17 protein-coding genes and 1 tRNA gene are annotated in these 14,647 nt (G+C 62.0%); 8 read left to right on the top strand and 10 right to left on the bottom strand.

The window, feature by feature from the left end:
* Position 1: 1 nt before the first annotated feature.
* Complete coding sequence (locus R1W01_RS11100) at positions 2–775, top strand: HpcH/HpaI aldolase family protein (RefSeq protein WP_297756606.1); 774 nt, start codon at positions 2–4, stop codon at positions 773–775.
* Positions 776–1,155: 380 nt separating this feature from the next.
* On the opposite strand, the gene R1W01_RS11095 is transcribed toward R1W01_RS11100, so the two are convergent.
* The 5 genes from R1W01_RS11095 to mgtE form a co-directional block, all read right to left on the bottom strand.
* Positions 1,156–2,934, bottom strand: coding sequence for an SLC13 family permease (locus R1W01_RS11095; protein WP_243612140.1), 1,779 nt, complete (start codon positions 2,932–2,934; stop codon positions 1,156–1,158).
* 43 nt (positions 2,935–2,977) lie between these two features.
* Positions 2,978–3,844, bottom strand: coding sequence for a DMT family transporter (locus tag R1W01_RS11090; RefSeq protein ID WP_317275249.1), 867 nt, complete (start codon positions 3,842–3,844; stop codon positions 2,978–2,980).
* 20 nt (positions 3,845–3,864) lie between these two features.
* Positions 3,865–4,683: a YmdB family metallophosphoesterase gene (locus tag R1W01_RS11085; protein WP_297756608.1), complete on the bottom strand. Its 819-nt coding sequence runs from the start codon at positions 4,681–4,683 to the stop codon at positions 3,865–3,867.
* A gap of 153 nt (positions 4,684–4,836) precedes the next feature.
* Positions 4,837–5,394: a 5-formyltetrahydrofolate cyclo-ligase gene (locus R1W01_RS11080; RefSeq protein WP_243612143.1), complete on the bottom strand. Its 558-nt coding sequence runs from the start codon at positions 5,392–5,394 to the stop codon at positions 4,837–4,839.
* Between the two features lie 17 nt (positions 5,395–5,411).
* Positions 5,412–6,806 (bottom strand): magnesium transporter, encoded by a 1,395-nt coding sequence (gene mgtE, locus R1W01_RS11075; protein ID WP_243612144.1) that lies wholly within the window; start codon positions 6,804–6,806, stop codon positions 5,412–5,414.
* A 257-nt stretch (positions 6,807–7,063) separates the two neighbouring features.
* Between mgtE and guaD the strand changes: the two genes are divergently transcribed.
* Complete coding sequence (guaD, locus tag R1W01_RS11070) at positions 7,064–8,356, top strand: guanine deaminase (protein ID WP_297756609.1); 1,293 nt, start codon at positions 7,064–7,066, stop codon at positions 8,354–8,356.
* Positions 8,357–8,472: 116 nt separating this feature from the next.
* On the opposite strand, the gene R1W01_RS11065 is transcribed toward guaD, so the two are convergent.
* Positions 8,473–8,712, bottom strand: coding sequence for an Lrp/AsnC ligand binding domain-containing protein (locus tag R1W01_RS11065; protein WP_243612146.1), 240 nt, complete (start codon positions 8,710–8,712; stop codon positions 8,473–8,475).
* A gap of 134 nt (positions 8,713–8,846) precedes the next feature.
* Here R1W01_RS11065 and hisB point away from each other — a divergent pair, with 134 nt between their 5' ends.
* Positions 8,847–9,434: an imidazoleglycerol-phosphate dehydratase HisB gene (gene hisB, locus R1W01_RS11060; RefSeq protein ID WP_243612147.1), complete on the top strand. Its 588-nt coding sequence runs from the start codon at positions 8,847–8,849 to the stop codon at positions 9,432–9,434.
* A gap of 4 nt (positions 9,435–9,438) precedes the next feature.
* Positions 9,439–10,077 (top strand): imidazole glycerol phosphate synthase subunit HisH, encoded by a 639-nt coding sequence (gene hisH, locus R1W01_RS11055; protein WP_297756610.1) that lies wholly within the window; start codon positions 9,439–9,441, stop codon positions 10,075–10,077.
* A 33-nt stretch (positions 10,078–10,110) separates the two neighbouring features.
* Here the strand turns inward: hisH and R1W01_RS11050 are convergent, their stop codons facing one another.
* Positions 10,111–10,497: a DUF2147 domain-containing protein gene (locus R1W01_RS11050; protein ID WP_243612149.1), complete on the bottom strand. Its 387-nt coding sequence runs from the start codon at positions 10,495–10,497 to the stop codon at positions 10,111–10,113.
* Between the two features lie 133 nt (positions 10,498–10,630).
* Between R1W01_RS11050 and hisA the strand changes: the two genes are divergently transcribed.
* The 3 genes from hisA to R1W01_RS11035 are packed head-to-tail and all read left to right on the top strand — an operon-like array spanning position 10,631 to position 12,471.
* Positions 10,631–11,353 (top strand): 1-(5-phosphoribosyl)-5-[(5-phosphoribosylamino)methylideneamino]imidazole-4-carboxamide isomerase, encoded by a 723-nt coding sequence (hisA, locus tag R1W01_RS11045; protein WP_243612150.1) that lies wholly within the window; start codon positions 10,631–10,633, stop codon positions 11,351–11,353.
* 42 nt (positions 11,354–11,395) lie between these two features.
* Positions 11,396–12,160: an imidazole glycerol phosphate synthase subunit HisF gene (hisF, locus tag R1W01_RS11040; protein ID WP_297756611.1), complete on the top strand. Its 765-nt coding sequence runs from the start codon at positions 11,396–11,398 to the stop codon at positions 12,158–12,160.
* Entirely contained in the window at positions 12,157–12,471 is a 315-nt protein-coding gene (locus tag R1W01_RS11035) for a phosphoribosyl-ATP diphosphatase (protein ID WP_297756612.1), read from the top strand. Before hisF ends, R1W01_RS11035 begins: the two co-directional genes overlap by 4 nt.
* 6 nt (positions 12,472–12,477) lie before the next feature.
* Here R1W01_RS11035 and R1W01_RS11030 read toward each other — a convergent pair whose 3' ends face one another.
* The 3 genes from R1W01_RS11030 to rlmB all read right to left on the bottom strand — a co-directional run bounded on the left by R1W01_RS11030 (position 12,478) and on the right by rlmB (position 14,256).
* Positions 12,478–12,945, bottom strand: coding sequence for a CoA-binding protein (locus R1W01_RS11030; protein WP_243612153.1), 468 nt, complete (start codon positions 12,943–12,945; stop codon positions 12,478–12,480).
* Between the two features lie 184 nt (positions 12,946–13,129).
* Complete coding sequence (locus R1W01_RS11025; protein ID WP_243612154.1) at positions 13,130–13,423, bottom strand: hypothetical protein; 294 nt, start codon at positions 13,421–13,423, stop codon at positions 13,130–13,132.
* Positions 13,424–13,470: 47 nt separating this feature from the next.
* Positions 13,471–14,256, bottom strand: coding sequence for a 23S rRNA (guanosine(2251)-2'-O)-methyltransferase RlmB (rlmB, locus tag R1W01_RS11020; protein ID WP_297756613.1), 786 nt, complete (start codon positions 14,254–14,256; stop codon positions 13,471–13,473).
* Between the two features lie 137 nt (positions 14,257–14,393).
* On the opposite strand from rlmB, the gene R1W01_RS11015 reads away from it, so the two are divergent.
* Positions 14,394–14,477, top strand: a tRNA-Tyr gene (locus tag R1W01_RS11015).
* The last annotated feature ends 170 nt before the right edge of the window (positions 14,478–14,647 follow it).

Genomic DNA, 14,647 nt, shown 5'->3' with positions numbered 1-14,647 from the left:
GATGGCCAAGTCATTCCGGGATCGCTTCATCGCCAAAGAGCTTCTTTTCGGCACTTTCCTGAAAGTGCCCGCGACCATGCCCGCCGAGATCTTAGGTAGCGTCGGATACGATTTCGTGGTGATCGACGAAGAACACGCGCCGTTCAATCGCGAAACCACGGACCGGATTATTCTGGCGTGTCGCGCATCTGGCCTCGCATCAATTGTACGGGTGCAATCGGGTGCGCCTGAGACCATCTTGTCAGTGCTGGATTGCGGTGCGGATGGGGTGCTCGTGCCGCATGTGAGGGATGCCGAAACCGCCCGCGCCATTGTCGCGGCGGGGCGCTATGCGGGCGGTAAGCGCGGCTTTGCCCCGACAACCCGCGCGGGCGATTTCGGGAACGCCGGACAGGCGGAACATATGAAGAGCGAAGACAAGCGCGTGACTTTGATTGCGATGATCGAAGACCCGGAAGCGGTCGAAGCGATCGACGACATTCTCGCAGTCGAGGGCCTGGACGGCGTGTTTATCGGGCGCGGTGATCTGGCCGCTGCCTATGCCGGGGACGACGATGTCGCAACAAAGCTACGCGATGCGACCGACCGGGTGCACCAGGCCGCCAAGGCGGCAAAGCGCCCCGTTGCGATCCTGCCGGGAGGCCCCCAAGACGCAGCGATCCAGCGCAAGGCCGGTTCAACCGCGTTTATCCTCAGTTCAGATCAAGGCTTCCTCCGCGCCGCGGCCAGCGGTGCATTGGCAAGCATGACGGACGCGGTACAGCAAACCGGGTAACGCATCGCGCCCAACTCGCAAAGACGTGCCCAGAATTGTTGACATGGATTCAAGAGGCGCACTGACCGATGGTCGAGCCTCTTGCATGTGTCTTGCAATAGGTCGGAGCAGAAACTCTGCCCCGCCGGACCAACGCGTCGATCACCGGCCCAAGACCCTCAAACTCAGGCTCACGTTTCCTTAACCCGCACGCCCCGTTCACCATCGCGCGCTGCGTTAAACCGCCCCTCGGACGGCCCGCGCACCGACGCAATACCGACGTTATACCGACGCGATACAGAAACCCGTTTCGGCCAATATTTCAGGCGTTAACCCCGGTTCTCCTCCCCGATTCGCCGCCGCACCGCACGGTCGGAAAAGGGTCCACGAACGCCCCCCGCTCAAAGCGGCCAGAACACCGGGATCAGCGCCGAGGCCAGAAGCCCGATGGAGAGGTTGAGCGGGATACCCACCCGCAGGAAGTCGGTAAACTTATACCCCCCCGGCCCATAGACGAGCATGTTGGTCTGATAGCCAATCGGCGTCGCGAAACTCGCCGAGGCCGCCACCATCACCGCCACCACGAGGGGGCGCGGATCAATGCCAATCGCGCTCGCCAAACCAATGGCAATCGGCGTCACCACCACGGCCACCGCGTTGTTCGAGACAAGCTCGGTCAGCACCGACGTGAGCAGGTAAACCGCCCACACCAGAAGGAAGGGCGGCAGGGTGCCAAGATAGGGTGCCACTGCCTCCACGATGAGCGTGACCGCGCCGGAGTGTTCCAGCGCCGCGCCAATGGCCAACATAGAGAAGATAAGCGCCAGTAACCGCCCGTCCACAAAGGAAAAAGCCTCGTCCGCATCAATGCAGCGCGTGAGCAGAACCACCGCCACGGCGAGCACGGAAAGCAGGAAAATCGGCGCTAATCCAAGCCCTGCCAGCGCCACGATGGCGACCAGCGCCGCGATGGCAATCGGCGCATGACCCCGTCGATATTCCCGCTCTGATGGCTGGGTCACATCGACCATATCCATCTCCGTCGACAGCCGCTGAATATCCGCCGGTGCGCCCTCGAGGAGAAGCGTGTCCCCGACCCGCACCACGAGGTCGTCAAGCTGGCGTCCGATATTCTGGTTCCGCCGATGCACGGCCAGCGGATAGACCCCAAAGCGCCGCCGCAGCCGCAGGTCGCCAAGTCGCCGCCCCACCATCTTACAGCCCGGCGTGATCAGCGCCTCCACGGTGGTCGTCTCAACCGCCGAAACCTGATCCACGCGCTTGAGAGACTTGTCCCGCTGCAACGACAACAGCTCCGTCATCCGTGTCCGAAGGACAACCCGATCCCCAACCTGAAGCGTCACCCCCTCAAGGTTGCGCCGCAACGACACATCCCCCCGCACCACGTCGATCAACCGCACCCCTTCCCGCTTGAACAACTGCACGCCATTGACCTCCCGCCCGATGAGGTTTGACTCCGGTGGGATCACAGCTTCGGTGAAGAATTTCATCCGCGAACGATCCGACAAAAGGTCCGACATGCTGTCGCGTGACGGCAAGAGGCGCGAGCCGAAAACCCGCAGGTAGATCATGCCCCAGATCACGAGAATGACACCCAGTTTCGTCACCTCAAAGATCGAGAACGCTTTCATGCCATTGGCCCGTGCGACACCATCGACAAGCAGGTTGGTCGATGTCCCGATAAGCGTCAGAGTGCCCCCGAGGATTGCCGCATATGAGAGCGGAATCAATAACTTGGACGCATTGGTGTCGAGTGTCCGGGCAAGCTGAATAAAGACCGGGATCATCACCACGACCACCGGTGTGTTCGACACAACCGCCGAAGCGATAATGACGAAGCCCATAAGCATCGCGATGGCAAGGCGCGGGTTGGTGCGGGCCTGGCTATCGGCCATGTGGGTAAAGGCGCTCAATGCGCCCGTGCGCACCAGAGCCCCCATGACGATGAACATCGCCGCAATGGTCCAAGGCGCCGGGTTCGACAGAACGACAAGCGCCTTGTCGTAGGGCAGAACCCCAAAGGCCAGAAGCGCCGCCACCCCGGCAATTGCCACAACTTCGGTTGGAAAAATCTCACGCAGGAAAAGCGCAAACATAACGCCCACGGTCGCAAGCGCGATCACCGCTTGGGTGGTCTGTGAAAAGTCGAACAGGTCCATGTATGTCCCGGTATTGCCTCGCGCCACAATTGCCGATGCGCAGTCAGGGGGCAAGCGTCTCCTTTTGACGCGGCTGCACCAATGCCATCCCTGCCAGTATAAGCAGCATCGCCGCCCAGACCCATCCGGAATAGCGTTCCGAGAGCAGGATCATGGACCAGATGACCCCGGTCCCGGTCACCACATAGGCGATCTGCGCCGCGAAAACCGACCCGGCCCACCCGATGAGCCAGACATACCCGGTATAGACAGCCACATGCACAAGCGCCGACAAGATGATCGCATACTCCGGCGGCCCCCAATCAGTGCGCGGGTCGATGAACTGCCCGGTGGAGATCGCCAGCGGCAAGGCAAGGATCGCCCCGATCAGTGACGCTCCAAACAGAACGTGGCCGGGCCCAAGCCCATGCGTGCCCCACTTGGAAACGATATTGCCCTCGCAGGCATAGCAAAACGGCGCCGCAATCGCGACAGGCACCCACAACACCATTGCCGGATCAGGGAGGCTATCTGGTTGAACCAAAAGGATAACCCCGACGCCCCCCGTCACGATGCCGAGAAGGCGCAGCCCCGTGAACCGATCAATCCCAAGCCCAAGCGCTATGGGAAACGCAAGAAGCGGCACGAGCGAGATCAACACCGCCACGACGCCGGCTGGCAAGTGGATCGCCGCCTGATACGAAAAGCTGTTCGGGATCAACGTGCCGATCAATGCAATGAGCAGAAAGAACCACAAGAGCTTTGGCGGGAGTGTGATCGGCTTCTTCTGCACCACCCGGATCAAGCCAAGCGCCACGACGCCGATGGCCTGCTGCCAGAAGATGAGGCCGAAAGGCTGGTAGCCTTCACTGACCGCGATCTTGGCAAGCGGCATCGTGATCCCCCACCCGGACCCAAGGACCAGGAGCACACCGAACGCCGCAAACCGGCTCACAGAGGCCCCGCTGGCGAAAGCCGCCCGCCACGTCGTACCATTTCGATCCGCGTCGCCTCACCGGTGCGATCATCGGTCTCGATATAGACCCCCGAAACCGTCGCCTCGCCGAGCGCCGGGGTAAACCGCGCTTTCGGCATGCCGGTCACGAAACGGCGCATCGGTTCGGTTTTCTCCATACCGATCACAGAGTTATAGTCGCCGCACATCCCCGCATCCGACAGGAACGCCGTCCCGCCAGGAAGGATCTGCGCATCCGCCGTGGGTACGTGGGTGTGGGTGCCGACGACAAGGCTCGCGCGGCCATCACAGAAATGGCCCATCCCCATCTTTTCCGAGGTCGCCTCGCAATGCACATCGACAAGCGCCGCCTGCACCATGCCGCCGCGCGGATGCTTGCGCAGGATCGCATCCATCGCCGAAAACGGATCGTCGAAGGGACGCTTCATGAACACCTGACCAAGAACCTGCGCGACAAGGACTTTGCGCCCGCCCCGTGCCTCGAACACACGGTAGCCACGCCCCGGCACATCGCCATGGGCATAGTTCACCGGTCGGATGATCCGCGGCTCGGTCTGGATGAACTGCATCATGTCTTTCTGGTCGAAGGCATGATCGCCGAGCGTCAGGCAATCCGCCCCCGCATCAAGCAAGTCCTTGGCATGCGCGCCCGAAAGCCCCATGCCATTGCTGGCGTTCTCGCCATTGACCACCACGAAATCCAAGCGCCAGTCTTCGCGCAGGCGTGGCAGATGTTCGGCCACAGCGGCGCGCCCCGCGCGCCCCATGACATCACCCAGAAAAAGAAGTCTCATGCGGTTCTGGCTACCTCCATCCCCGCGCGCGGGCAAGGGGGAACAGGCGGGAACACAAGCGATCGTGACGGTTCTTCCTCTTGCCGGAAATATCCCGGGGTGAATTGGCCGCCCCGCGGCCAAGAGGGGCTGGCCCCTTTCTACCCCATCTGCCTAGCGCAGATCGCGGATGTCCTGCTCGGTCACGATCATGTCAAGCGGCTGATCCGTCGGCTCAAGCGGCAGCGCCTCTGCCTCCTGCGCGGCAAAGGCGAATCCGATGGCCAATGTCGCGCGGCGCGCCCGAAGGCGCTCAAGCGTGCGATCATAGAATCCACCGCCATAGCCTAGCCGCCCCCCCTTCGCGTCAAACGCGACAAGTGGCACGATGAGGATCTCCGGCTCAAAGAAATCGTCCGTCTCCGGCACCATTGCCCCGAACGGCCCTTCGCGCAGGACGAAATCCGGCTCCCAGCGCGAAAACTCGAGCGGCAGGCCCGTGCCCTGGATCACCGGCACCCCCACCGGCCCATGTGCCGCCGCCTCGGCCATCGCGGCCAGAGGGTTGATCTCGGTACGGATCGGCATGAACCCCGCCAGAGGCACGCCGCGATAGCCCGCAAGCACTTCTGAGAGGTGCGCCGACTGTCCCGGCGGTGCCGCCTCGAATGCTTCCTTGCGACGGGCAAAGGCCGCAGCACGGGCGGCGTTCTTGATCTCTGCAAGCTCCATGAAACGCCCCTCCGGCCTCAGGTCAGAACCATCGCCGCCAACCCGAGGAAGGCAAAGAACCCAACCACATCCGTCACCGTGGTGACGAAGGTGCCCGAGGCCAATGCCGGGTCGACACCGATGCGCTCAAGAAGCACCGGCACCACCGTCCCGGCAAGCCCGGCCACGACCAGATTGATCACCATCGCGACAGCGATCACATAGGCCAACGTCATCGACCCGAACCAGATCAGCCCGATCACCCCCATGACAAGCGCAAACGCCAACCCGTTGCCAAGCCCGACCAGAACCTCGCGTCGGATCACGCGCCAGACGTTTGCCCCGGTCAAGTCTTTGGTGGCAAGTGCGCGCACCGCCACGGTGAGCGATTGCGTCCCCGCATTGCCGCCCATCGAGGCCACGATCGGCATCAACACGGCAAGCGCAACAAACTGGCTGATCGTATCTTCGAACTGCGCGATGACAAGCGAGGCGATGATCGCCGTCAAAAGGTTGACCGCAAGCCACGGCAAGCGCTGCTTCGCGGTCTCGATGACCTTGTCCGAAAGCGACCCTTCCGCCGACACACCCGCAAGGCGCAGGATATCTTCCTCGTGTTCCTCGTCCAGAACCGCCATGGCGTCGTCGATGGTGATGACCCCGACAAGCCGGTCATTCTCGTCCACAACCGGCGCCGAGATCAGGTGATACTGATTGAACGCATAGGCCACGTCTTCTTCGTCCTGCGTCGCCGGTATGGTCTTGAAAAGGTCTTCGACGATATCCCGCAACAGGACTTCGCGCCGCGACCCCATGATCCGTCCTAATGTGACATTGCCCACGGGCTTCATCTTGGGGTCGACAAGGATCACGTGATAGAATTGTTCCGGCAGGTCTTCGGCATTGCGCAGGTAGTCGATACATTGCCCCACGTTCCAATGCTCCGGCGCCCAGGCCGTTTCGCGCTGCATCAAACGACCCGCGGACTCCTCCGGATAGGCAAGCGAGGTCTGCACCGCAACCCGGTCAGATTCCTCGAGCGCCTCGAGGATCGCCTCCTGTTGCGGCTCGTCCATATCCTCGACAAGGTCAACAACGTCATCGGACTCAAGGTCGCGCACCGCCTCGGCAAGAACGCCCGGCTTCAGAACCGAAATGACCTCTTCGCGCAGGCTTTCCTTCAGTTCAGACAGGATTTCCCCGTCGAATTCCTGATCGTACAACTCGATCAGGCGGCGACGGTCATAGGCGTTGATCTGTTCAAGAATGTCGGCAATATCGGCCGGATGGAGCGGCTCCATCAGCTCGAAGAGCTTCTCCTGATCCCATATCTCAACTGCATAGAGGATTGCCGCGATGGCTCTGCGATCGATCACATAGGCCTCGTCCTCGGCCTCGCTTTCGGGGGTGTCGGTTTCGGTCGTCTGGCTCATGCTGCCCCCTCCGCGTGATCTTGTGCATCTCTTGCTGCTGACATTAGGGGAAAGCAGGTCGAAAACTCAATGGCGCGCGGCGATTTCACGCCTGATTTCCGGGCAATACGCCCGATTGAGCATCCCTCGCGCGCATCGCCCGCCCCGCTCCCGTCACATGGCGCCATGTTGAAACACTTTCACGGAATTGCCGGGTTTCACGACAAGATCAAAAGACAGTATCCTATATCAAATTGCCTGACATCTCGGAGACGACCATGACAGAGGCGAAACTGCTTTTGGGCCAAACGCTTGGCTTTGCGGCCAATCCCTTCGAGACACCGGTGGCCGAGGCCGCGCGCTTCCGTCGCCGCGGCGCGGTTCTGGTCGCGGACGGCCGTATCGTCGCCGAAGACGAGGCCGACACGCTCCTCGCAGCCCACCCCGAGGTGGCGCGCATCGACTATGGCGAGGGGGTGATCTGTGCTGGCTTCATCGATGCCCATGTGCACTACCCCCAGACCGGCATCATCGCCAGCTGGGGCAAACGCCTGATCGACTGGCTCAACTCCTACACCTTCCCCGAAGAAATGCGCTTTGGAGACCCGGCCTATGCCGCCAAGATCGCCGCGCTCTATTTCGACCTGACCCGCGCCCATGGCGTCACCACCATGGTCAGCTACTGCACCATTCACCCTGAATCCGTCGATGCTTTCTTTGCCGAGGCCCAAAAGCGCGGACAGCGCGTCGTCGCAGGGAAAACCTGCATGGACCGCAACGCCCCCGAAGGTCTTCGCGACACGGTCCAGAGCGCCTATGACGACAGCAAGGCGCTGATCGGCAAATGGCACGGGGTCGATCGCCTCTCCTATGCCATCACGCCGCGCTTTTCGCCCACCTCAACGCCGGATCAACTCGCCGCGCTCGGTGCGCTCTGGGGCGAACACCCCGATTGTCTGATGCAGACCCACCTCAGCGAACAGACGGACGAGATCACTTGGGTCAAATCCCTCTTCCCAGAGGCCCGCGACTACCTCGACACCTACGAGGCCTACGGGCTTCTGGGCGAAAAAGGGCTCTACGGTCACGCCATCCACCTCGAACAACGCGAAAAGGACCGCCTGCGCGAGGTCGGCGCCGGGCTGATCCACTGCCCCACATCAAATACCTTCATCGGCTCCGGCCTGTTCGACATGGGCGGCCTCATGGCGGAAGGGCAGCGCGTTGGGCTCGCGACGGATACCGGTGGCGGCTCCTCCTTCTCGATGCTGCGCACCATGGCCGCCGCCTACGAGATCGCCCACCTGCGCCACAACTCCCTGCACGCCGCGCAGCTCCTCTGGCTCGCCACCGCTGGCTCGGCCAAGGCGCTGCACATGGAAGACAGGATCGGCAATATTGCCCCCGGCATGGAAGCCGATCTCGTCGTGCTCGACCTCGCCTCGACGCCCGACATCGCCCAGCGCAGCGCACGCGCCGGAGATATCTGGGAAGCCCTTTTCTCCACAATCATGATGGGCGACGATCGCGCCATCCGCGCCACGTGGATCAACGGCGCGCCAACGGCGTGATCTTCCTCTTGCCGAAAATACCCCCGCCGGAGGCACATCCCGCAGGCAGCGGCCCAAGGGGGCGCTGACGAGATATCCTGCGCGCGGCCTTGGCCGCGCACACTCAAACACCGCCCTCAGAACGCCTTGAAGGTCAGCGTGGTCAACGACCGTTCGATGCCGTCAATATCTAGCAAGTGATCGTTTATATATTTCCCCACATCCTCGTCCTTGGGAATGTAGAGCTTCATCAGCAGGTCAAAATCGCCGCTGGTCGAAAACAGCTCTGAATGGATTTCCTTAAGCGCGATTTCCTCGGCCACGCGATAGGTGGTGCCGGGTTTGCAGCGGATCTGGACATAGACGCAGGTGCTCATATCGGGGCCTCGTTCTCTTTGGCCTTAGGCTGGCACAATTGGCACGGGGCGACAATCCCGAAACCTGCACTCTTGGCCCCGCCTCTGCACCCGCCTATAAGAGCCGCGACAGACCACGTATAAGGACCCTGACGATGCGCAAGGCAGAGATCAGCCGCACCACCGCGGAAACCAAGATCACCGTCGAGATCAACCTCGATGGCACCGGCGTCTATGACAACCAGACCGGCGTCGGGTTCTTCGATCACATGCTGGATCAGCTCTCGCGCCACTCGCTGATCGACATGACGATCCGTGCCAAGGGCGACTACCACATCGACGACCACCACACGGTCGAGGATACCGGCATTGCGCTCGGACAGGCCCTGACACAGGCGCTTGGCGACAAGCGCGGCATCCGCCGCTATGCCGCCTGCCACTTGCCCATGGACGACGCGCAGGTGCGCGCGGCGCTTGACCTTTCCGCCCGGCCCTACCTGATCTGGAACGTCGAAATGCCGACCCCCAAGATCGGCACCTTCGACACAGAGCTGGTGCGCGAGTTTTTCCAAGCGCTCTCGACCCATGGCGGCATCACGCTGCACGTGGACCAGATCCACGGCTTCAACAGCCACCACATCGCCGAGGCGACGTTCAAGGCCGTGGCCCGCGCCCTGCGCGAAGCGGTCGAGACCGACCCACGCAAGGCCGACGCCGTGCCCTCGACGAAGGGAGCGCTCTAAGCCCATGCTGACGGCAATCATTGATTACGAGAGCGGCAACCTGCACTCGGCCGAGAAGGCGTTTCAACGCATGGCGCGCGAGGTGGATGGCGGCACGGTCGTCGTGACCTCCGACGCCGAGACCGTGGCCAAGGCCGACCGGCTCGTCCTGCCCGGCGACGGCGCCTTCCCGGCCTGCGCCGCCGAATTGCGCGGCCACAAGGGCATCTATGACGCCATGGTCGAAGCGGTCGAAGCCAAGGGCCGCCCCTTCCTCGGTATCTGCGTCGGTATGCAGTTGATGGCGACGACAGGCCATGAATACGAAGAGACCCCCGGCCTCGATTGGGTCGCGGGAGACGTGGAAAAGATCACCCCGGCCGACACCGCTCTGAAAGTGCCGCATATGGGCTGGAACGACCTCGTGATCGACCAGCCTCACCCGGTGCTCGACGGGATCGCGACCGGCGATCACGCCTATTTCGTCCACTCCTACCAATTCCACGTCGCCAAACCCGCTGAGCGGATCGCGCATGTGGATTATGGCGGCGACGTTACGGCGATCATTGGCTGCGACACCATGTTGGGCATGCAGTTCCACCCAGAGAAAAGCCAGGCGGTTGGCCTGCGCATGATCGGGAATTTCCTGACCTGGCGGCCTTGACGGGCTGGGGGCTCTGCCCCCAACCCACTTGTCTTACTTGACGCGGGTCCAGTTCTGCGCCGAACAGAAGAGGCCGCCCGCCACGCAACCGCGCAGCTTGAGCTTGTTGCCGTTCAAATCCATCTTGCCGATGTAGATCTTATCATTGGACGGGCGCCATACGCTGCCCTCATATTTTCCGCTTCCCTTGGGCACCATGTTACGCACCAGTGTCTTGCCCTTGTTCGGGGAATTGTATTCGCCATTGGCATCGAAAGTGCGGGCAATCGTGCCGCAGATCTTGTCGCCGCAAGGCGTCATCGAGATATGCGCGTATGACCCATCATCCACTTCGGTCTTCCAGGTGCCAAGCACCGGATCGGCAAGCGCCAGAGTGGCAGAAGCCGCGGTCAGAGCCGCTGCGAGAACGAGTTTTTTCATGTTTTCCTCCCATGTCCTGAGCGAAAGTGTCCACAAGAGCGCGATTCCGATCAACCCTGACTTTGGGTCACGTTGCATTTCGCGCGACCTCATGCCAAAGCATCCGCGACGCATTTTTGACAGGACGACCGAGATGATCCTCTACCCCGCCATCGACCTCAAAGACGGCAACGCTGTGCGCCTCGTGCATGGAGACATGGAGCAGGAAACGGTGTTCAACGAGAACCCCGCCGCCCAAGCGCTCGAGTTCGTCAAGGCAGGCTGTGAATGGCTGCACCTTGTCGATCTGAACGGCGCTTTTGCCGGTGCGCCGGTCAATGCCGCCCCGGTCGAGGAAATCCTCAAGCAAACCAAAGTCCCGGCCCAGCTTGGCGGCGGGATCCGCGACATGAAAACCATCGAAAGCTGGATCGACAAGGGCCTCGCCCGCGTGATTCTCGGCACCGTGGCGGTCGAGAACCCGGACCTCGTGCGCGAAGCGGCGCGCGCCTTCCCCGGCAAAGTCGCCGTGGGCATTGATGCCCGAGGGGGCATGGTCGCAACCAAAGGCTGGGCCGAGGAAACCAACGTCGACGCCACCGACCTCGCGCGCAGCTTCGAGGACGCAGGCGTTGCCGCGATCATCTACACGGACATCATGCGCGACGGTGCCATGAAAGGCCCCAATGTCGAGGCTACCGCGGCACTCGCCAAGGCCGTCTCGATCCCCGTCATCGCCTCTGGCGGTGTGTCCTCGCTCGATGACCTGCGGGCGCTCAAATCCTGCGGCGCGGCGCTCAACGGCGCGATCTCGGGTCGCGCGCTCTATGACGGGGCCATCGACCTTGCCGAGGCGCTTGCCGTCATGAAGGGCTGATCCCCCCTTCCCCACTTCCCTGAAAAGGCGCATAAACCCGATATGCTGAAAACCCGTCTGATCCCTTGTCTCGATGTTGCCGATGGCCGCGTGGTCAAGGGCGTAAACTTTGTCGGCCTGCGCGATGCGGGCGATCCGGTGGAAGCGGCGCGTGCCTATGACGCGGCGGGCGCGGACGAGATCTGTTTCCTCGACATCCACGCCACCCATGACAACCGCGGCGTGATGATCGACATGGTGCAGCGCTGCGCTGAGCAATGTTTCGTACCGCTGACCGTCGGTGGCGGCGTGCGCACGGTGCAGGATGTAAGACGTCTGCTTCTGGCCGGGGCCGATAAGGTCTCGTTCAACTCTGCCGCTGTCGCCAACCCCGATGTCGTGGCCGAAGCCGCCGCACAGTTCGGTAGCCAGTGCATTGTCGTCGCCATCGACGCCAAGACCGTCTCGCCCGGCAAATGGGAGATCTTTACCCATGGCGGACGCAAATCAACCGGCATCGACGCGGTCGAATTTGCCAAGCTGGTCGTGGAGAAAGGCGCAGGCGAAATCCTGCTGACCTCGATGGACCGCGACGGCACCAAGTCCGGCTTTAACCTGCCCCTGACCAAAGCCATTTCGGAGGCCGTGGACGTTCCCGTGATTGCATCTGGCGGTGTCGGCACGCTTGACCACCTTGTCGAAGGCGTGACCAAAGGCGGCGCAAGCGCGGTTCTCGCGGCCTCGATCTTTCACTTTGGCGAATACACGATCCAAGAGGCCAAGGCCTATATGGAAAACGCCGGCATCCCGATGAGGCACCTGACATGACGCTGCACGACCTTGCCAAGACCATCGCCGCCCGCGCCGAAGCCGACCCGGACTCGAGCTGGACTGCCAAGCTCCTCGCCAAAGGCCCGGAGAAATGCGCCGAGAAGTTCGGTGAAGAGGCGGTCGAGGCGATCATCGAAGCGGTCAAGGACAACCGCGACGGCCTCATCTCCGAGAGCGCCGACGTGCTGTTTCATCTGCTGGTGATGCTGCAATCGCGCGGCGTCAGCCTCGACGAGGTGCTGGCAGAACTCGCCCGCCGCCAAGGCACCAGCGGCATCGCCGAGAAGGCCGCCCGCCCCAAGGGCTAATCCGTTTCAGAGCTTTGAGGAAATCACGCCTGTCGCGAACCCGCCCATGCGCAATTCGCCGAACAGGCGTTGATACTCTATCTTCGGACAACGGTTCTGGATCACGGTCAGGCCCGCGGCCTCTGCCTTGGCTGCCGCTTCGGCATGTTCGACCCCGATCTGCATCCAGATCGTCTTCAACCCCGGCAGATGCTCCAACGCCTCGTCGACAATCGGCGGCACCGCCTCGGAACGGCGGAAAATATCCACCATATCCACCGGCACATCGATCTCTGAAAGGCTCGCGCGCACGGTCTGACCAAAGAGCATCTTGCCCGCATGCCCCGGATTGACCGGGATCACGGTATAGCCCTTGAGCGACAGGTAGCGCGCCACATAGTAGCTCGGGCGCACCGGGTTCATCGACACGCCCACGACCGCCACCGACTTGGTGCGCTTCAGGACATCTTTGAGAAGTTGATCAGAGTACTGCATAGGCCAAACCCTAGCGCGGCTTTGCGGAAGAAAAAAGCGCCCAAGTGCAGACTTGGGCGCTAGGTACGGAACGAGGGACAGTAAACGCAGAGACAGCAGTTCCGTTGCCGCCTCTCGTGTAGAAAGACATAGGTGTGTTGCGGTTTTTTTAAAGACTCCTCAAGAAGCTGTGATCTTGAGGTGTTTAGTCGAAAATATCCTCGACCACGTCAAAAAGCTCCTCGGCGAACCGCCGGGACCAGCTCTTTTTGCGTTTCTTCTTCCGCTTCGGCTTAGACGGTTTCGAATCGCGGTAGACCGGCACATGCACCACCTTGACGCGCTCTTGCTTTTGCGGCGCACTCGGCATCTGCTTCAACTCATGCAGCGGCGCGCCACAAGCCGAACAGGCCAGTTCATGCCGCCCGCTGTCCTTGAACACGAGGGCCGCACGGGTGCCGCAATAACAACAAGTGGCGATCTTGGGGGTCTGGGGCATCGTCTCTCCTTGGTCTCGCCCCTATCTAGGGCGAAGCCTGCGGATTTTCAGCCCTTGCGCGGCAGTGACGCATAAAGCGCGACAGCAGCGGCGTTGGAGACATTGAGCGAGCCGAAACCACCTGCGAAATCAATCCGCACGAGCGCGTCCACGGTCTCCTTGGTCTTCTGGCGCAGCCCCGGTCCTTCCGCCCCAAGGACAAGCGCCACAGGCGCATCCGTGCGCCCGTCGAGCGCCTCTTCGATGGTCTGCTCGGCTTCGCCGTCAAGACCAAGCACGAGGTATCCCATCCCCTGCAACTCCGCGATGGCATCGGCAAGGTTGCGCAGCCGCAGATAGGGCTGACGCTCAAGCGCGCCCGACGCGGTTTTGGCAAGCGCCCCCGTCTCCGGCGCCGAATGGTGACGCGTCCCGATCACCGCTTGCGCCCCGAAAACTTCGGCCGAGCGCAAAATCGCGCCAACGTTATGCGGATCGGTTACCCGGTCGAGCAGAATCAATCGCAACGGACGATCGCCGCCAGTAATCGCCCGCTCCGCCAGCGTGCCCCAATTCAAGGGCTTCACCTCGAGCGCTGCCCCCTGATGTACGGATTGCGGATCAATCGGCACAGAGAACTTGCGCGGATCGACAACCTCGGGGGTGATCCCGGACGCTTCAATCGCCTCGGACAGCTTGTCATGCGCGTTCTTCGTCACCACAAGCCGAAGCTTTTCGCGCGCCGGGTTCATCAACGCATCGCGCACCGCATGCAGACCGAAAAGCCAAAGGGTTTCCGCAGCCGCCTTGCGCTTTTGCTGTTCCTTCTCAACGACCCATTTCGGTTTTTTCATTGCCCGGTTTCCCCGTTTTTCATGAGCCCCCAGCAATGCGACGGGCGCGGGCCATGTGCAAGAGATTTTCTTGTTGACGCCCCCTTTCTGTCCCGGTAATCAGCCCCTCACACCGAGGCCGCAAGGCCAAGGAAAGTGGGCGACAGGCCGCAAGGTGTGGCAGGGGACTGTAACTCCCTCGCGGAGACGCACGCTTGGTTCGATTCCAAGGTCGCCCACCACTTTCCCCCTCATTTTTCGCACTGATCTTCGGGCGCTTCCGGGCGATTCCCGCGGCGGTTTGACACAAGTCATGGACGCGTCTCATACTGCTGCGGACTGTGGCCATACCGGGACCGCAGGTGTCCCGACTGCCTTCCTGCGGTCCGAGCCAAGACACTCGGCAGATGGA

Origin of the sequence: Shimia sp. FJ5, from assembly GCF_032918335.1 — a bacterium.
GTDB classification, from domain to species: Bacteria; Pseudomonadota; Alphaproteobacteria; order Rhodobacterales; family Rhodobacteraceae; genus Shimia; species Shimia aestuarii_A.
This window is presented reverse-complemented; position numbering and strand designations above follow the sequence as displayed.